Origin of the sequence: Globicatella sp. HMSC072A10, from assembly GCF_001811625.1 — a bacterium.
In the GTDB taxonomy this organism is placed as follows: domain Bacteria; phylum Bacillota; class Bacilli; order Lactobacillales; family Aerococcaceae; genus Globicatella; species Globicatella sanguinis.
Genome location: NZ_KV805739.1, coordinates 3,690 through 22,520 on the forward strand (window position 1 = coordinate 3,690; position 18,831 = coordinate 22,520).

Here is an 18,831-nt window from a genome sequence, read left to right on the forward strand (position 1 = left end):
TCATTCGATTTTCTACTTCTGGTCTACTCCCTCTAAAGGTAAAATTTTACTGTTATTTATAATCACCATGTACTTTTAGTAAAAACATTAAATTATGGAGCAACTGGGAATGAAAACCAAACGGTTTATTACATTCTTAGTAGCTCTTATTTTATTTATCTAAGGGACGAACAAATTAGCTTACGGTATTTATTTATCATCAACTAATCAACTTTCCTCGTTCAGTGACAAACAATCTCTCAAAAAGTAGTTATTTTGACAAAAAATCAGATTCAATCAATGAAAACGCTCAAATTTATTCAATTCTGTCAAAAATAATGACCAATATTCTGACAAAGTATGCATTGTTGAACCATTGTGAAAGCACTATCTTTGCCATATACTTAAGGTACAGAAAAAAGAGAGGAGCGATTTTGATGAAATCATCACAATCAACAATTCAAAAATTAGGTTCTTACCTAAGTGGTATGGTTATGCCAAACATCGGAGCATTAATTGCTTGGGGTATTATTACAGCGTTATTTATTCCAGATGGCTATTTTCCAAATGAACACATTGCCGAATTAGTAGGTCCAATGATAAACTACTTAATTCCCCTATTGATTGCATTTAAAGGTGGGGAAATGGTTCATGGGTTCCGTGGAGGTGTCGTAGGGACAGTTGCGACCATGGGGGCCATTGTTGGATCAGGTATTCCAATGCTATTAGGTGCCATGATGTTAGGTCCATTAGGTGGTTATGCTATCAAAAAATTTGATGAAGCTTTTGGTGACAAAATTCCAACTGGATTTGAAATGTTAATCAACAACTTCTCAAGTGGTATTATAGGTTTCATTTTAGCAATTTTCTCATTAAATATTATCGGACCTGTTGTTGAAGGTATCAATAACTTTATGGCAGCTGGGGTAGATATTTTAATGAAAGCTAATTTATTACCATTAACCAATATCTTAATTGAACCAGCAAAGATTTTATTTATGAATAATGCGTTGAACCATGGTATTTTAACTCCAATTGGGACTCAACAAGCTTCTGAGATGGGTAGATCAGTTCTTTACTTATTAGAAACGAACCCTGGTCCTGGTTTAGGAGTATTATTAGCCTTTGCTTTATTAGGAAAAGGTTCAGCGAAATCTTCATCATGGGGAGCTATGATTATTCACTTCTTAGGTGGTATTCATGAAATTTACTTCCCATATGTTTTAATGAAACCTTTAATGATTTTAGCTGTTATTGCAGGTGGGGTTGCTGGTACTTTTACTAACGTATTATTAGGTTCTGGTTTACGTGCACCAGCTTCACCAGGTTCTGTTATCGCTATTTTAGGGATGGCTCCAGAAGGACAACATCTTAATGTCTTATTAGGTATCTTAGTAGCAACTGTGGTATCATTTATTGTAGCAGCGATTGTTTTAAAAATGGATAAGGGTGTCGAAGTTGATTTAGAAGCAGCTCAACAACAAGTTCAAGCAGCTAAAAGTGCTTCAAAGGGTCAAACATCAGCGCCTACTTCAGCAGTGAATGCAGTTGCAACAAAAGAAATCAACCGTGCCAATATTGACAACATCATTTTTGCTTGTGACGCGGGTATGGGTTCATCAGCAATGGGTGCTTCATTATTAAGAAAGAAAGTAAAAGATGCTGGAATTGATATTGCGGTATCAAATAGTCCAATCAATAGCTTAAAAGATAATTCACGTACATTAATCATTACGCAAGAAGAATTAACTGAACGTGCTAAAGGAATGGCACCGAGTTCAGTGCATGTATCTGTTGATAATTTCTTAAGTAGTCCAAAATATGCGGAAATTATTGACCAATTGAAATAATAATTAAACCAATAAAAAAAAGGAGGGGCAATAATGTTATTTTCTAGACGTGAGAAACAACTACTAGATTTATGGTTATTAAATGCCTCTCCTTTGTCGATTAATTATTTAAGTGAAAAGTTAGATGTATCGACGCGAACAATCTATCGTGAAATTAATAAATTAAGTGAGAGTTTAGAAGCTTTCCAGATAAGCATATTGAATGATTCGGAGGGATTTTTTTTACAAGGATCCCCTGAAGCATTTGTAAAATTGAGACAAGAAGTAGAACAAACAGAAGTGGAACTAACCACTGCCGAAAGACAAACGCTATTAAGTATTTTATTATTGATTCAAAAAGATCAATTAAAAGTAAAAAATATTGCAGAGTATTTTAAAGTTAGTACGAGTACCGTTCAAGCAGATTTAGAGGCGATAGAAGATTTATTTGAAGAATACAAAATTCAATTAATTCGACGAAAAAATTCTCAAATTGACATTATCGGTAAAGAGACAGATATTCGATTGATCGTTTCAACCATTATTTCAAATGAGCTAAATGAATATGATTTCTTTAGTTTGTTTACGAAAGAACAGCATTTAAAATTACATAAGTTCGAACAAACGAATCACCGTTTTTTACAATTATTGGATCCTAATGCGTTACATAGTGCTTATCAGGCGATACGCCATAATCAATATTATTCATTTGATGATGTGTCGGATGCACAGCTTCGTGGCTTGACGATTTTTCTAACGATTACGATTATGCGATTAAATCAAGGTCATCAAATTACCAATGAGGATATTTCACCAGCTGAATACTCGCATGTGCGCGATAGTAGTATCAAACTGGCGACTTATTTATTCGATGTGTTAGATAATATGAAGGTGGTACAGTCCATTTCTAAGTTCGAAATCGATTTTCTAGCAATTCATATAGAAGGGATCAATTTTCCTTTTAAAATTGTATTTTCAGAGGAATATGATATTGAGTTAAGCTATAAAGTTCAGCGTTTAATTCGAGAAGTGTCATCCGAATTTCAAGTGAATTTTACGAATGATGATAATTTATCGAAAAACCTATTGGCTCATTTATCGGCAGCCTTATCACGAAAACAGTTAGCGAAGTTATCAGAAGCGGACTCATTATTGGAAAAAGTTCGCAATGCTTATCCTGTACTTTCGAAATTGATTGAAAAGCATTTAGCAATCATTTTTGCGCCGATTCAATTTAGTCAAGTAGAAGTGATGTATGTGGTGATTCATTTTGCCTCGGTGTATGAGCGAGAAATGAAATTAGACCGTTTAAATGTTCTAATCGTTTGTTCAGGTGGGATAGGGACCGCTAAAATATTAGAGAGTCGATTAAAACGGTATATACCGTCGATTCAAAATATTACATTATGTAAATCGTCTCAATTAAATCGGATGCCCATTGAAAGTTTTGATATTTTTTTATCTACCATCTTCTTAGATAGTTTTGATGCCGATTATACTGTCGTTTCACCACTATTAATGGAAGATGAAATTGAAGTAATCAAGAAGAAAATTGAGCAGCTTCGCATTCAACTTTCTGAGACAGATTATCCTACAAAATCACCAGAAGCTATCATTGATTTCAATGAGATTTCGACTCATATCGACATTATTAAAGAATTAATTGAACAATTTAAACTGGAGACAATTGATAATGATGCTGAGATGGAAGCAACGATTCGTAAAGTGATTTCGAGCCTTCCAAGAGCATTATCATTGGTTCAATTGGAACGAATAGTTAACAAGCTCGTTGTGCGCCTAGATAAAGGGCCAATTGGCTTGCCTAATACGCGAATGGCTTTGTTCCATACGGTGGATGCTGCGGTTACTAAACCCTATTTTTCAGTGTTTGATTTAAAACAATCGCTGGAAATGATGAGTATGAACCGCCAACCAATGCAAGTGAGCCGTATATTGTTAATGATAGGTCCTGAACCTTTAAGTCCTGAAGATCAAAAGATTTTAGGTTACTTGAGTAGTTCGATTGTAGAATCCGTCTTTAATTTAAAAGTCTTCGATGAAGGGTCAGAGGAAATGATTCGTCACTATTTAAATACGATTTACATCGATTATATGCGAGAATTAATAAAATTGGAGGAATATTAACATGATGAAATTAACAAATGAAACAGTATTATTAAACCAGTCGGTAGCAACGAAGGAAGAAGCAATTCGCTTAGCAGGAGAATTATTAGTTAAAGCCGGATTTGTGTCACCAGAATATGTGGATGCAATGTTAGAAAGAGAAAAATTGGTTTCAACTTATATGGGGAATTTTTTAGCAATCCCTCATGGAACGGATGAAGCAAAAAAACACATTTTAAATTCTGGTATCTCATTAGTTCAAGTACCAGCAGGAGTTGAATTTGGTAATGGTGATAAACCAGCCAAAGTAATTATTGGAATTGCAGGTAAAGGGGACGACCATTTAGAAGTGTTGTCAACTGTTGCGATTGCCTTTTCAGAAATTGAAGTCGCGGAACAAATTATTAATGCATCGAATGTCGATGAAATTAATGCCGTATTAGAGGGAGTAGAATTATAATGAATGCAGTACATTTTGGAGCAGGTAATATCGGCCGTGGTTTTATTGGGGAAGTGCTCTATAAAAATGGCTATGACATGATTTTTGTAGATATTAATGAAGCAGTTATCGATGCTTTAAATGCTGAAGATAGTTATCAAATTACAATTTGTGATGATGAGTCACAAAATGTTACTGTAACAGGATTTAAAGGCATTAATAATGGTTCAAATCCTGAAGCTGTCGTTGAGGCGATTGCGTCAACTAACCTAGTTACAACTGCGATTGGTCCTAACATTTTACCTTATATTGCACCATTAATGGCTAAGGGTATCGAATTACGCCAACAAAAGGGTGTTACCGAAGCGTTAGATATGGTCGCTTGTGAAAATATGATTGGTGGTTCTACATTCTTAAAAGAAAAGGTTTATGGCGAACTATCAGAAGAAGGAAAAGCCTATGCAGATCAATATATTGGTTTCCCTGATGCAGCGGTTGATCGCATCGTACCAAACCAAACGAATGAAAATATTTTAGATGTAACAGTTGAATTATATAAAGAATTGGTCATTAGTGAGTCAATGATGAAACAACCAAATGTTCGTTTAGATGGTGTTAAGTATGTGGATGATTTAGAACCTTATATTGAACGTAAATTGTACACTGTTAATACAGGTCATGCAACCACTGCTTATTTCGGTTTTGCGAATGGTTTTGATACCATTGATCATGCCTTAGCGAATGAAGAGATTTATCAAAAAGTTCGTAAGACTTTATCTGAAACGGGACAATTATTAATTGAAAAATGGCAATTTAATGCCGATGAACATCAAGCTTATATCGAAACGACATTAGAACGCTTTAAAAATCCAGCTTTAAAAGATGAAGTGACACGAGTTGGTCGGACACCTATTCGTAAATTAGGTTACAATGAACGCTTTATTAACCCAATTCGTCAAGCGGATGAACGTGGTTTAGCCATTGATGGTTTAATTGATACAGTTGTTCAAATCTTAAAATATAATGACCCTGCTGATGAACAAGCAGTACAACTACAAGCGATGTTAAAAGAAAAATCGGTAGAAGAAGTTATTAAAGAAGTGACCCAATTACAAAATCAAACGATTATTGATCGCATTGTGAAGGCATATGTTGATTAATTTTGCTGCTTATCGGTTTGTTTAGTTTAAAGTTCTCAGCCTCATTTTAAAAGCACAAAATTATTAAAGCCTCCCTCATTCTCAAAAGAGAGTGAAGGAGGCTTTATTGGATTATACTTTGCTTTGGATATTTTTAGCTAATGACAAGATTAGCGTGGCATTTGTTTGATTTCAGTTAATTTAATAATCGGTGCACCTTTTTCAGTGTAAACGAAGTCGCGTACTTTTTGGACATCAGCCATCGTGACAATCAGTCGATCACGATAGGGTTCAGCTAATTCATCGAATAAATATAAATCGTCTCGTAAGTTATTTTGTTTGCGAAGTGAATTGATTTCGCCATCAGTTTTTAGTTTATACTTAAGCGATGGCAGACTACCTGATACTTGGCGTTGTTCAATACGATAATAATAGTTATCATCACCATAATAAATTTCTAAAGCGCCAGTGTTGGTACGGACATGTTTGACATCTTTGTACTTTTCTTTATGGATTTCCCACCAAGTTTCAATGCCTTTAATCGCTTGTTCTTCAGTTGGATAACTGCCGTGTTCTTTTTTTAATTTATCACGACGATTAACCCAATAATTTGTATAAACTGTCTGAGTCATAGAATCCTTCCTTCCAATAAGTTTTACTAATTCTATTATATCTTAAATTACTTTATTTAGAAAACGTTTTACACATTATTTACGCTGAATAATATGGTATACTGTGATAAGTGATAGAATAAACGAACTAAATTTTTTTTAATAGTGATAGGGTGGGAACTAGATGAATTTGGAACAATTAAGGCAAAATCAGCATATGATTGAACGCGTCATTAATAGTCATAAAAATTTAGGTCAAGTGGCTACATTAGTGGCGGTTACAAAAACAGTAGGGACTGAAATGATGGAAGCTTTATATGAAAATGGGATTCATCATTTTGGTGAGAATCGTCCGAATGTTTTTGTGGAAAAATATCGTCAATTAACACATTTAGATAAGGCAGTATGGCATTATATTGGTAATTTACAGACAAGACAGGTTAAAGATGTCATTAACGAGATCGATTATTTACATTCTTTAGACCGTCCTTCATTGGCCAAAGAAATTCAAAAACGTGCGCAATCTGTCGTCAATTGCTTTGTGCAAGTAAACGTTAGTGGGGAAGCTTCTAAAAGTGGCTTTAAACCTGAAGAAGTAGTTGAATGGATTGAGAGTATTGCCGATTATCATCATATCCGTGTCGTAGGGTTAATGACGATGGCACCGATTAATGCCACTGAAGCGGCATTACGTCAGTATTTTGGTGAATTAAAACAATTACAAACCCAAGTCGAAAAAATGGGATGGCTACATGCTCCGTGTACGGAATTAAGTATGGGAATGTCTCAAGATTATGAGATTGCAGTCGAAGAAGGCGCTACTTTTGTTAGGGTAGGCACAGCATTTTATGAAGGGGTGTATGATGAGTAAAATTTATTTAGCATATGGTAGTAATATGTGCGTCGAACAAATGGCTCATCGTTGTCCTGAAGCAAAATTGTTAGAGGTGACGGTTTTACCTGGATTTCGCTTGGCTTTTACAGGGGCGCCTAATCGTTCCTATGCTACTATCCAAAAAGATGACACGCGTCAAGTTCCCGTTTTATTATGGGAAATTTCGCAGTCTGATGAAGCGAGTTTAGATCGATACGAAGATTATCCTAATTTTTATGAAAAGGCTGAAATTGAATTAAACGGTCAAGTGGTCATGTATTATTATATGGTTGAACAATATGGCTTAGGTCTGCCTTCCGATGAATATTACAATATTATCGCAGCAGCTTATGATAAATTTGATTTCGATAAAACAATTTTGGAAACGGCACTTAAAGAAAGTCAGAATGTTATAAAATCATAATTAATTAAACCTTTTGCCTAAAATAGAGTGAGGTGAAACGACAAAAGTTGGGTTTTAAGCTAACTTTTTAACTCACTACATCGGCGAAAGGTTTTTATTATGACTAGCTGAATATTTTTCTAGCCGACAAGATATTTATATATTTAATTCGCCTTAATTATGGTACGATATATTTATCATAGTTGAAGGAGCGTGCGCACAATGGTGGAGACAATTCAATTTGGTTACGGTAAAGAGCCAGCTACACTTAACTTAAAATTATTAAATCGTCATGGTATTATTGCGGGTGCAACGGGTACTGGAAAAACGGTTACGTTAAAGGTTATTACTGAGCAATTAAGTGAAGCAGGTATACCAGTCTTTTTAGCTGATATTAAAGGAGATTTAATGAGCCTTGCCCAAGCGGGGAATGGTGAGGTTGATCCCGAACGGTTAGCCACTACTCATTACAATCATTATGAAACGGCTGAGTATAGTGTGGAATTATGGGATGCTCTATCAAAACAGGGGATACCATTACGGATGACAATCTCTGAAATAGGACCGGTTTTATTAGCTCGTATTTTAGGTTTGAATGAGATTCAAACAGGTATACTGAATATTGTTTTTGCCGTTTCGGATGCACAAGGTTTATTATTAATTGACTTGATGGACTTACGGGCAATGTTAAACTATGTTTTGGAAAACGCGAGTGAATTAAGTAAACACTATGGTAATATCGCTTCTTCGTCAGTAGGGGCTATTTTACGTTCCATTGTGGTATTGGAACAACAAGGAGCAGGCGCTTTTTTTGGTGAGCCTGCCTTAGAACTAGAAGATTTAATGCGCGTAGATAGTCAAGGACGCGGGATTATTAATGTGTTAAATGCTGTAGCATTGAGCCAACAGCCTACTTTATATGCGACAGTTTTATTAGCAGTTTTAGCAAATCTTTATGAAACATTACCAGAAGTGGGTGATGTAGATAAACCCAAATTGGTCTTTTTCTTTGATGAAGCGCATTTAATGTTTAATAAGACACCGGAAGTTTTATTAGAAAAAATAGAGTTAGTGGTTCGCTTAATTCGTTCAAAAGGAGTAGCGGTCTTTTTTGTCACCCAAAATCCATTGGATATCCCAGATCGAGTGGCTGCTCAATTAGGCAATAGAATTCAACATGGGCTACGAGCATTTACGCCAAAAGAGTTAAAGACAGTAGCAGCTGTTGCTGATAGTTTCCGTCAAACAGAAACGGTCGATATGGCTCGTGCAATCCAAGAGCTAAAAGTAGGTCAAGCAGTTGTCTCAACTTTAGATCAAGATGGTACACCTAAAGTAGCGGATATCGTGACGATTTGGCCACCTAAAAGTCATTTAGGGACAATTGATCATTCGGTCTTAGCTAGCCTATTAAACAATTCAGAGTTAATGCCTAAATATGAAACACCAATTGATCGCGAAAGTGCGCATGAAATGATTAATGCCCAAATAGCAGCCAAAGAACAAGCTTTATTAGCTGAAGCAGAACGGGTAGCCAATGAAAAAGAAATGGAACGTTTGAAAAAAGAACAAGAACGTGTGAATAAAGAACAAGCTCAAGCCGCTAAAAAGCAGGTTGCTAAACCTAATAGTAGTTATCGTCGTAGTGATTCACCAATGGATCGTTTAACCAAAAATTTAATGAGTTCAGTGGGTCGTGAATTAGGACGAGCAATATCACGTGGTTTAACTGGTATCTTAAAAAATAAATAATGGTGGTATGGGCAAGCAGTAAAATAACGCAGGAATTTTCACTTCGTCTGCCCACTCCGCGCACAGTTGGGCATTGGCAAGCAATAGAGAATGATCAGATTTTGCTTTGTCTGTTCCCCAGCGCACAGTTGGGTAGGCCACAAACATGTCGAAAGACGTCGTTTGAGACCACTCAAGCACTTGCGATTTAAATTAACTCGTCATAAATTGATTGAATTTATAAAATGTTTGGCAAGTCACAAAAAACAATTTATTGCGCCTTATTAGGTCGTTTTTAACGGTCTAATAGGGTGCATTTTAAATGATAATAGTAAATGAAATGATAATCGCTTTAGCTATGAATACATGAAAACACAAAATTTTCCTTGAAATAATTTGCAATATTCCATTGTAATTAAATTAAAACATCGGTATACTACACAGAGTTGAAAAGAGAAAGGGGTAAACAAATGAAAAATGATATGACCAGTGGCAATCCACTTTCAAAAGTTATTTTATTTTCCATTCCATTAATTATTGGGAATGTCTTTCAGTTATTATATAATATGGCCGATACTTTTATCGTTGGTCGAACTATGGGAGTTGAAGCACTGGCTGGAATAGGAGCAGCGGGTAGTGTGTCATTTCTTATTTTAGGTTTTACCCAAGGGTTTGCAGCGGGGTTGTCCATTCCGGTTGCGCAAGCGTATGGTGCTAGAGACTATCATAAATTGCAACGCAGTGTGTTCTTGAATTGGGTACTGTCTGTTGCGGTATCAGTAGTTTTAACGCTCATCAGTTTAGTTGTTTTAAGACCCTTATTGGAATTTATGAATACACCAAGTAATATTATTGAACATACTTATGATTATTTAATGATTGTATTCGGCTTTATGATTATTACTGTCTTCTACAATATGTTAAATAATATGATGCGTTCCTTAGGGAATAGTCGCACGCCTTTGTACTTTTTAATTGTTGCAGCGATTATTAATATTATTCTGGATTATGTCTTTATCATTTATTTTGGTTTAGGTGTAGAGGGAACGGCGATTGCAACGGTGACCTCTCAATTCGTCTCGGTATTATTATGTTTATGGGCGATTCAACGTAGCATGCCCATCCTGCGTTTAAGAGTCAATGTTGGGATTAAGAAGGAAGAATTATGGTATCATATTCAAATTGCTTTACCAATGGCCTTTCAGTCATCAATTATCGCTTTAGGAACGATTGCTGTTTCAATGGCTTTAAATATATTAGGTGCTGAGGCAGTAGCAAGTTTTGCAGCAGCGGGTAAGATTGACCAAGTCGTAATCTTAATTTTAATGTCATTTGGCGTTTCGATGGCTACTTATGTCGGTCAAAACTTTGGTGCGAAAAAATTTGATCGGATACGTGATGGTGTGCGCTCAGTAGCGATATTATCTGTCATCGTGGCGATTATTTTAGGGGCAGTATTGTTTGTGTTCGGAAAAGATTTTGTCGCTTTCTTTGTTAAAGGTGATGATCTTTCACAAATAATAGCTTATGGTGATACTTACTTTAAAGTGAATGGTCCTTTATATTGGGTCTTAAGTTTATTGTTTATTTACCGTTATACTTTACAAGGATTGGGAGATAGTAGAATCCCGACCTTTGCTGGCTTTATGGAGTTAGTAATGCGTGTCGCAGCTGCCTTTATTCTAGGGGATTTAATTGGTTTTACTGGTTTAGCATTATCTAGTCCACTAGCTTGGATTGGTTCAGCTGTTCCTTTGATGTACACTTACTTAAAACGTAAAGATCATCTCGATTTAATGAAAGCCATCTAATGCTATCGTTTTGCCTAATTATCCGAGACAGTTTTATCTAAATATATAAAGAAACGTAACCTCCGTCAGATTTTAGCCAATGATGGAGGTTTTCGTAATTATTTAATACATTTTCATAAAAAACCAAAAGTAATCATGAAAATTTGTTATACTATGATTATCTGTTTTTTTAGAGGAGTCGAAAATATGAAATTAGGGGAACGTACGTTAAAGATTGTCGTAGCAACGATTTTTGCCGTTATTCTTGCCCAATGGTTACAATTGGAAAATAGTTATGCTGCTGGTATTATTGCGATACTGAGTTTATTGGATACACGGACCGATACATTAAAGATTGCGATTTCGCGACTTTCAGCAAGTATGATAGCTTTCGCAATTGCATGGGTATTATTTAGTTTTTTGGGCTACAGTGTCTGGGTATTTGGTCTATACTTACTCTTTTTTATTCCAATTTGTTACACCTTTGGTTTTCAAGCAGGGATTGCACCGGTATCCGTGTTAGTGACACATTTTATTGTTGCTAAAAGTGTGGGGATTGAATGGATGATTAATGGCGGGCTGTTAATGATTATTGGCACCGGAATGTCATTATTACTGAATGTATGGATGCCGTCTCAGATGACGAAGTTAAATCAAATGAAACTAAATGTTGATCATGAAATGAAGGGAATTATTAAAGGGATGGCAGTCAGTTTAAAGATGGTTCAATGTGACGTTACAGCCATTCAAAGAAGAAGTAAAGAATTAGAAGTTTATTTGGAACAAGCCCAACAATTAGCTTTACTTGAATATAATAATCAAATTTTCCAAAAAAATAGTTATCACATTGATTATTTAACAATGCGTAAAACGCAATTAAATATTTTACGCGGATTAATTGAGATGTTGCCGAATATTCCTTTAGCAGTGGATCAAGGGTTTAAATTATCACAATTACTGGCGATAACAGCCGAACATTATGATGAGCAAAATACAGTAATAGAGTTAATTGAAGGCGTGGCCGATTTATATCGTTATTCTCGTCAATCACAATTACCTCAATCAAGAGCGGAATTTGAGGCACGAGCGATGATTTATGCCTTCTTAATTGAATTTAACCGTTTCTTAGAAGTAAAATATGAGTTTTATCAAATGAATCAAGGTAATATAGCGATAAACTCCGCAAGAGATTAAAATTTAATAAGTTTTTTGTTAATAAAGATTAATATTAAATTGATTATTTAGAGTATGCTTGTTATAATTCTTTAGGTACATAGAGAAGAGGTAGAAAGATGTTAAAAAAATTTAGAGCGATTCTATTGTTAATTATATCGATATTTTTAGTCGCTTGTAGACAGGAAGAAACTATTACTTCCACTAATCCACCCTTATTAGTGGGGATGGAGGCAGGGTATCCTCCCTATAACTGGACCCAATCAAATAATAGTAATGATGCCGTTCGTATTCAAGATTCACAAGATTACGCCAATGGTTATGATGTGCAAATCGCGCGTAAAATTGGTGAAGCATTAGACCGTGAAATCATTATCGTTAAAACTGAATGGGAAGGTTTATTACCAGCGATTCAATCCGAAAAAATTGATTTGATTATTGCTGGGATGTCTCCTACACCTGATCGAAAAGAAGTGATTGATTTCTCAGACTCTTATTATGATGTGCAATTCGCAATGGTAACCAAGAAAGACTCACCTTATGCACAAGCAAAATCAATCGACGATTTTGGTGGGGCTGTGGTGACAGGACAATTAGGGACTTTACATTATGATTTATTAAGTCAAATTCCGAATGCAACGGTAGATCAAGCGATGAAGAGTTTCTCTGCGATGCGGGTGGCTTTACAATCTGGTAAAATAGATGCCTATGTATCTGAAATACCTGAGGCTATTTCAGCCACTGATGCTATTTCTCAATTTACCTATGTGGTGCCAGATCCTTCATTTGAAGTTTCAGCAGAAGATGTGCAAATTGGCATTGGGGTTAAAAAGGGTCGGGAAGAATTATTAACACAAGTTAATGAAGTCTTAGCTGATATTTCCTCAGAAGAACGTGCAGAAATTATGAACCAAGCGATTAAGGAACAACCATCCACTGGTGAATCTGACTTCTTTGGTAATGTTTGGAATATCTTTAAAGCAAACTGGCCAGCATACTTACGTGGTACCATTAATACGTTGGTTATTTCTTTAACAGGTACTATTATAGGTTTATTAATTGGATTATTAGTCGGGATTGTGCGTACGATTCCTAAAGCTAAAACTAAACTACAAAATGGTTTATTAAAATTTGCTAATGGGTTCTTAAATGCGTATATTAGTATTTTCCGTGGAACACCAATGATTGTGCAAGCGATGGTTGTCTATTATGGAACATCTATTTTATGGAATTGGAATTTAACACCACTTAGTGCTGCCTTCTTTATTGTTTCAATCAATACGGGGGCTTATATTTCCGAAGTCGTGCGTGGTGGTATTTTGTCGATAGATAAAGGACAATTTGAAGCCGCACGAGCAATTGGGATGAGCCATTGGCAAACGATGAAGGAAGTCGTCATGCCACAAGTTATTCGTAATATTTTACCATCAGTAGGGAATGAATTTGTGATTAACGTCAAGGATACGTCAGTCTTGAACGTTATTTCAGTCAATGAATTGTATTTCACTTCAAGTACCATTGCTGGTAATAGTTTCCGATATTTCGAAACATTCGTCATTACGGCCATTATTTATTTTGTCTTAACAGTCACCATCACGGCCATTTTGCGTGCGATTGAAAATAAAATGGATGGACCAAAAGAGTTTGTCTTAGTTGGTGGTAATCAAGAGCAAGTAAAAACATTAAAAGGAGAATAGCAAATGACAGCAATTTTAAAAGTGAATCATTTAAGTAAATCCTTTGGTGAACGTGAAGTCTTAAAAGACATCCATTTTGAAGTTGAAAAAGGGGAAGTAGTGACCATCATCGGTTCATCTGGTTCTGGCAAGTCGACTTTATTACGCTGCTTAAATTTACTGGAAGAACCAAGTGGTGGCGAAATCATTTATCGTGATGAAAATGTTTTAGGACCTAAATATGATGTGAACGCGTATCGTACGCATTTTGGAATGGTCTTTCAATCATTTAACTTATTTAATAACTTAAATGTATTAGAAAACTGTACGGTAGGACCTTTAAAAGTATTAAAGGAGCATCCTGCTGAGGTAGAAAAACGTGCCAAAGAGTTTTTAAAACAGGTAGGGATGGATAGTTTTATCAATGCGCGTCCAAGTCAATTGTCAGGTGGACAAAAACAAAGGGTAGCGATTGCTAGAGCATTAACGATGCAACCGGATGTTTTATTGTTTGATGAACCGACATCGGCATTAGACCCCGAGATGGTAGGCGAAGTTTTGCGTGTGATGCAAGAATTAGCTCATACTGGCTTAACGATGATTATCGTCACCCATGAGATGGAATTCGCTCGTGAAGTGAGTGACCGAGTCGTCTTTATGGATTCTGGCGTGATTGCCGAAGTCGCTCATCCAGAAGAATTATTCACCAATCCAAAAGAAGAAAGAACAAAACAATTTTTAGAGAGATATTTACGTCATTAAGCTCGGAAGTTTTAACTACATTTTAAGTTCAGGGGCTATATTAATAATATCAAGTGACATCCTCATCTCTCTCCAATAACAATTAATTGTCACTTGAGATATACACAACATTTACCGACAGTTCTCCTCCCAAGGACTGTCGGTTTTTATATGTGAGAGTTTAGATTTAGCTTTTTTAAATATTCATCGCTATTTGTTGGAATAAAAAAATACTGTCCTATAATGATTCAATTAGCTTATAAAGCTGTTGAACAAATAGGGCAGTATTATTTATTTTTATTACAGTTCGTAATGAGGTAAGAATTCTTTTAATTGATCAATATCCTCTTGAGTCGTTGACCAACTAGTCGCAAATCGAATGACGATATGATTTTCATCAAGGGTTTCCCAAAAACCAGTCGTTACAATTTCAGCAATTTTTTCATAATGATCTTTAGTAACAACAACGAATTGTTGATTAGTTGGCGAAGCTAAGTAAAATGGATAATTTTTTTCTCGTAAAATGACTTTTAATTGCTCCGCCATATCGATAGCATGTTCTCCTAATTTTAAGTATAAATCATTCGTGAAGAGTGTATCAAATTGAATACTTAGCAAACGACCTTTAGCAAGCATCGCACCAAATTGTTTAACGCGAGTATTAAAACGTTTTGGCATATTATTTTTTGTGAAAACAACGGCTTCACCGGCTAAAGCGCCGACTTTGGTACCACCGATATAAAAGACATCGACTAGTTTTGCTAGAGTAGCCAAGTCAACGTCGGTCTCATTTGAAGCTAAACCATAAGCCAAGCGAGCCCCATCGACAAATAGTGGAATGTCAAATTCTTTACATAGAGCCGAAAGCTCTTCTAATTCTGCTTTTGAATATAAAGTTCCGTATTCCGTTGGATGTGAAATATACAGCATTCCAGGATAAACCATGTGTTCTTGGTTACCATCGGCATAGAAAAACTCAATTAATTGGCGAACGTCTTTTGCATTTAATTTACCTTCATATTGAGGGACAGTTAAGACTTTATGTCCAGAATGTTCAATGGCCCCGGCTTCATGCACGGCAATATGACCAGTATCAGCGGCAATCACACCCTCATATGGCATTAACATGGTATCAATGACAATTTTGTTAGTTTGTGTACCACCTGTGAGTAAATAAACTTCCGCTTCTTCTAATTGACAGGCTTGTTTAATTTTCTGGCTAGCTGATTCAGTGTAGGGATCTGTCCCATATCCAGCTAATGGTTCGAGATTAGTTTTGACTAATGCCTCTAATACTGTTGGATGTGCTCCTAATATATAATCACTTTGAAAATATAACAATTATATCCCTCATTCCTTAAATTTGGTGTTATTATATCAAGTATTTTTTGTAAATACTAGTTTTTTTCTTTATCATTTATTTCTATTTTCTTTACTTTCGTAATTGCAAATTTACAGTTTCGTCATAGCCAAAATGTTATTTAATCTGAGTTTCCAGATAATTAATTGAGGCTGGGTATACACCTGATAAATTTAGTCAGGTTTTTATTCGTTAATGAAAAGCGCAGTGGTTGAGTGGTGTCAAACTGCGTCTTAAAGTAGCTGGGAATAATCTTGAAAAATTCAGTCAACTTATAGCACGATAATGAAGATCGCAGTGGTTGAGTGGCCTCAACCTACGTCTTAACGTAGCTGAGAACAAGCTTGAAAAATCCAGTCAAGTCATTGCTCGAAGTTTAAAAACGCAGTGGTTGAGTAGCCCCAACCTGCGTCATAAAGACTTGTTTGAGGCCTACTTACTGTGCGGGGGTGGACAGGCGAAGCGAAAATTAATCGATTTTCTACTTCTGGCCCACTCCCAATTTTAAGACCTTTACTTAGTCGCGTTATCGTTCGCTTCTTTAGCTTCAATCGCTTCGTTGACTGTAGCAGCTTCAATCGCTTCTTTAGTTTCAATCACTTCGTTGACTGTAGCAGCTTCAATTGTTTCTTTGGTTTCAATCGCTTCGTTGACATTCATCGCTTCGTTCGCCTCATTAATTTCAACAGCTTTGTTGGCTTCATTAGGATTTAACGTTAAGACAATGCGTTCGGCTGTTTTACTAGGAATTCCTAATGAACGAATTTCTTCTAAACTCGCCAGCTTAACTTTATCTAGTGATTTAAAATGTTTTAAAAGTTTAGTGCGGGTCGCAGGACCGACACCTTCAATTTGTTGTAGTTGAGAAGCGATTTGGCTTTTACTACGAACTTGTCGATGATAACTAATGGCGTAGCGGTGAACTTCTTCTTGAACGCGTTGAATAAAATGAAACACTTGACTTCTAGGATCAACATCCAATACTTCTTCCGTGTAGCCATCCATTATCGCTGCTGTTTTATGATGATCATCTTTGACCATACCGGCAACGGGAATCGCTAGGCCCAGTTCGTTTTCAATGACGTCACGAGCAGCCCTAATTTGAATTTTGCCTCCATCCATTAACACTAAATCGGGTAGGGGAGCATTTTCTTTTAAGAGTCTGGTGTAACGGCGTCGAATGACTTCTTGTGTCGAAGCAAATTCATTACTACCTTCAACGGTTTTAATTTTGTATTTGCGATATTGTTTGCGATCGGGTTTACCATCGGTATAGACAACCATACCACTCACCGCATTGGTACCTAAAATGTTTGAATGGTCAAAGGCTTCGATTTTATAAGCTTGTGGAATCTTTAATAATTGAGCTAAATCTTCAACTGCTTTGGTGGTTTTTAATTCTCGCATTTCAATTAAGCGGAATTTTTCATCTAAGGCAATTTTACTGTTTTTCTCACATAACTCTAACATGCTACGTTTTTTGCCTCTCAATGGCGTCGATACGGGCATTTCTAATACTTCTTCAAGTAATTCTTTGTCAATATCACTTGGAACTAATACAGCGCGTGGTTTCATTTGAGACTGTTCTTTGTAGAAACGGGCGATGAAGGTCGTCACTTCTTCTTCTGGTTCAGCATAACTTGGAAAAATAGCGGCTTCTCGTTTTAAAATAGAACCTTGTCTTAACATAAAAACTTGAACCGATAACCATCCCTTATCTAAGGTATAGCCAAAGACATCCATATTATCATAGTCTTGACTCATCACCGTTTGACGTTCGATTGTGGTCTCAATATATTTTAATTGGTCGCGGTAATCTGCTGCCACTTCAAATTCTAATTTTTCAGCTGCTTCAGCCATTTTAACTTTTAAGTCTTGTTTAATATCATTCACATTGCCATTAAAAAACTGTTTAATTTTATTGATTTGGGCTGCGTATTCTTCTCTGGACACTTCATGATCACAAGGGCCAATACATTGTCCTAAATGATAATAGAAGCAAGCTCGTTTTTCATTTTTACCACAGCGACGTAAGGGATAAACTTTGTGTAAAAGTTGTTGAGTGCTTGTGGCCGCCCCCACATTAGGAAATGGACCAAAGTAAGTAGCACCATCTTTACCTACAATATTGGTTAGAATTAATTGCGGGTGACGCTCATTGGTAATTTTGAGATAGGGATACATCGTCCCTTCTTTCAATTTAATATTATAAATAGGTTGATACTTTTGAATCAGATTGATTTCAAGTAGTAGCGCTTCTTTATTACTATTCGTGACGATGGTCTCAAAGTGGTGAATATCGGCTACTAATTTAGTTGTTTTCGTATCATGAGCGCCTCTAAAATAAGAACGAACTCGATTTTTTAAGTTTTTAGCTTTCCCGACATAGATGATTTGGTCATTTTTATCTTTCATTAGATAACAACCAGGCAGGTCAGGCAGTAAAGATAATTTTTGTTCAATGCGATCACGAATTTCTTTCGCACTTAATTCTTGTTCACTCAAGATCGTCAACTCCTTTCTTGCACTTATCTATTATACTCTATCCCCCTTTAAAGCGCTAATTGATTGTTTAAATCTTACCCGATTTTCACTAGAATATGCTATAATTGTACTATTATCTTGAGAAGAGAGGGATACAATGAAATTTAATGACTATCCATATGAGCGTCCTAATTTGGACCAAGTAAAAACAGAGTTTATGCAACTTGTTACTGCTTTAAAAGACAGTGAGACAGCTGAAGCGGCGTATGAGGCCGTGCGTGGGATTCAAAAAATTCAAAACACGATTGATACCCAATATAACTTAGCCCTCATTCGTAATTCCATTGATACACGTGATGAGTTTTATGAAGCAGAAACTAGTTTTTGGGATGAAAATATGCCCGTAATTAGTGAATGGGTCAATGATTTTTATCGTGTGATTTTTGAATCAAAATTTTTAGATGATTTAAAAGAGAAA

Annotated in this window: 13 protein-coding genes and 2 pseudogenes; 12 read left to right on the forward strand and 3 right to left on the reverse strand. The window is 35.9% G+C overall.

The window, feature by feature from the left end:
- Positions 1-416 precede the first annotated feature (416 nt).
- The 4 genes and pseudogenes from HMPREF2811_RS06590 to HMPREF2811_RS06605 form a co-directional block, all read left to right on the forward strand.
- A pseudogene (locus tag HMPREF2811_RS06590) lies at positions 417-1,823 on the forward strand (PTS mannitol transporter subunit IICB); the annotation flags it as partial.
- A gap of 39 nt (positions 1,824-1,862) precedes the next feature.
- The gene (locus HMPREF2811_RS06595; protein WP_071408651.1) at positions 1,863-3,953 is read left to right on the forward strand and encodes a BglG family transcription antiterminator; all 2,091 of its coding nucleotides are present in this window, start codon (positions 1,863-1,865) and stop codon (positions 3,951-3,953) included.
- A 4-nt stretch (positions 3,954-3,957) separates the two neighbouring features.
- A complete protein-coding gene (locus tag HMPREF2811_RS06600; RefSeq protein ID WP_071408670.1) occupies positions 3,958-4,392 on the forward strand; it encodes a PTS mannitol transporter subunit IIA in 435 nt (144 codons plus the stop codon).
- A complete protein-coding gene (locus HMPREF2811_RS06605; RefSeq protein WP_071408652.1) occupies positions 4,392-5,531 on the forward strand; it encodes a mannitol-1-phosphate 5-dehydrogenase in 1,140 nt (379 codons plus the stop codon). The genes HMPREF2811_RS06600 and HMPREF2811_RS06605 overlap by 1 nt, the downstream gene beginning before the upstream one ends.
- A gap of 149 nt (positions 5,532-5,680) precedes the next feature.
- Here HMPREF2811_RS06605 and HMPREF2811_RS06610 read toward each other — a convergent pair whose 3' ends face one another.
- On the reverse strand, positions 5,681-6,142 hold the full coding sequence (locus HMPREF2811_RS06610; protein ID WP_071408653.1) for a hypothetical protein: 462 nt from the start codon (positions 6,140-6,142) through the stop codon (positions 5,681-5,683).
- A gap of 163 nt (positions 6,143-6,305) precedes the next feature.
- Here HMPREF2811_RS06610 and HMPREF2811_RS06615 point away from each other — a divergent pair, with 163 nt between their 5' ends.
- The 7 genes from HMPREF2811_RS06615 to HMPREF2811_RS06645 all read left to right on the forward strand — a co-directional run bounded on the left by HMPREF2811_RS06615 (position 6,306) and on the right by HMPREF2811_RS06645 (position 14,530).
- Positions 6,306-6,992, forward strand: coding sequence for a YggS family pyridoxal phosphate-dependent enzyme (locus HMPREF2811_RS06615; RefSeq protein WP_071408654.1), 687 nt, complete (start codon positions 6,306-6,308; stop codon positions 6,990-6,992).
- The gene (locus tag HMPREF2811_RS06620; RefSeq protein ID WP_210386557.1) at positions 6,985-7,419 is read left to right on the forward strand and encodes a gamma-glutamylcyclotransferase family protein; all 435 of its coding nucleotides are present in this window, start codon (positions 6,985-6,987) and stop codon (positions 7,417-7,419) included. The genes HMPREF2811_RS06615 and HMPREF2811_RS06620 overlap by 8 nt, the downstream gene beginning before the upstream one ends.
- 201 nt (positions 7,420-7,620) lie before the next feature.
- The gene (locus HMPREF2811_RS06625) at positions 7,621-9,150 is read left to right on the forward strand and encodes a helicase HerA-like domain-containing protein (RefSeq protein WP_071408656.1); all 1,530 of its coding nucleotides are present in this window, start codon (positions 7,621-7,623) and stop codon (positions 9,148-9,150) included.
- A gap of 449 nt (positions 9,151-9,599) precedes the next feature.
- Positions 9,600-10,940 carry an MATE family efflux transporter gene (locus HMPREF2811_RS06630; RefSeq protein WP_071408657.1) on the forward strand — a complete coding sequence of 447 codons (1,341 nt, stop codon included), beginning with the start codon at positions 9,600-9,602 and terminating at the stop codon, positions 10,938-10,940.
- Positions 10,941-11,126: 186 nt separating this feature from the next.
- Positions 11,127-12,113, forward strand: a complete 987-nt coding sequence (locus tag HMPREF2811_RS06635) for an aromatic acid exporter family protein (protein WP_071408658.1) — start codon at positions 11,127-11,129, stop codon at positions 12,111-12,113.
- Positions 12,114-12,211: 98 nt separating this feature from the next.
- Positions 12,212-13,789 carry an ABC transporter substrate-binding protein/permease gene (locus HMPREF2811_RS06640; protein WP_071408659.1) on the forward strand — a complete coding sequence of 526 codons (1,578 nt, stop codon included), beginning with the start codon at positions 12,212-12,214 and terminating at the stop codon, positions 13,787-13,789.
- A gap of 3 nt (positions 13,790-13,792) precedes the next feature.
- On the forward strand, positions 13,793-14,530 hold the full coding sequence (locus tag HMPREF2811_RS06645) for an amino acid ABC transporter ATP-binding protein (protein ID WP_066126686.1): 738 nt from the start codon (positions 13,793-13,795) through the stop codon (positions 14,528-14,530).
- 279 nt (positions 14,531-14,809) lie between these two features.
- On the opposite strand, the gene HMPREF2811_RS06650 is transcribed toward HMPREF2811_RS06645, so the two are convergent.
- Entirely contained in the window at positions 14,810-15,850 is a 1,041-nt protein-coding gene (locus HMPREF2811_RS06650; RefSeq protein WP_071408660.1) for a threonine aldolase family protein, read from the reverse strand.
- A 532-nt stretch (positions 15,851-16,382) separates the two neighbouring features.
- A complete protein-coding gene (gene uvrC, locus HMPREF2811_RS06655) occupies positions 16,383-18,374 on the reverse strand; it encodes an excinuclease ABC subunit UvrC (protein WP_084802028.1) in 1,992 nt (663 codons plus the stop codon).
- A gap of 136 nt (positions 18,375-18,510) precedes the next feature.
- Between uvrC and HMPREF2811_RS11420 the strand changes: the two are divergent.
- Positions 18,511-18,831 (forward strand): annotated as a pseudogene (locus HMPREF2811_RS11420) (M3 family oligoendopeptidase); the annotation flags it as partial.

Bases quoted from the DNA above. Each gene is read 5' to 3' on its own strand.
- HMPREF2811_RS06610 (WP_071408653.1), bottom strand. From the start codon at position 6,142: ATGACTCAGACAGTTTATACAAATTATTGGGTTAATCGTCGTGATAAA.
- HMPREF2811_RS06600 (WP_071408670.1), top strand. From the start codon at position 3,958: ATGAAATTAACAAATGAAACAGTATTATTAAACCAGTCGGTAGCAACG.
- HMPREF2811_RS06615 (WP_071408654.1), top strand. From the start codon at position 6,306: ATGAATTTGGAACAATTAAGGCAAAATCAGCATATGATTGAACGCGTC.
- HMPREF2811_RS06640 (WP_071408659.1), top strand. From the start codon at position 12,212: ATGTTAAAAAAATTTAGAGCGATTCTATTGTTAATTATATCGATATTT.
- HMPREF2811_RS06625 (WP_071408656.1), top strand. From the start codon at position 7,621: ATGGTGGAGACAATTCAATTTGGTTACGGTAAAGAGCCAGCTACACTT.
- HMPREF2811_RS06620 (WP_210386557.1), top strand. From the start codon at position 6,985: ATGAGTAAAATTTATTTAGCATATGGTAGTAATATGTGCGTCGAACAA.
- HMPREF2811_RS06645 (WP_066126686.1), top strand. From the start codon at position 13,793: ATGACAGCAATTTTAAAAGTGAATCATTTAAGTAAATCCTTTGGTGAA.
- HMPREF2811_RS06605 (WP_071408652.1), top strand. From the start codon at position 4,392: ATGAATGCAGTACATTTTGGAGCAGGTAATATCGGCCGTGGTTTTATT.
- HMPREF2811_RS06630 (WP_071408657.1), top strand. From the start codon at position 9,600: ATGAAAAATGATATGACCAGTGGCAATCCACTTTCAAAAGTTATTTTA.
- HMPREF2811_RS06595 (WP_071408651.1), top strand. From the start codon at position 1,863: ATGTTATTTTCTAGACGTGAGAAACAACTACTAGATTTATGGTTATTA.
- HMPREF2811_RS06635 (WP_071408658.1), top strand. From the start codon at position 11,127: ATGAAATTAGGGGAACGTACGTTAAAGATTGTCGTAGCAACGATTTTT.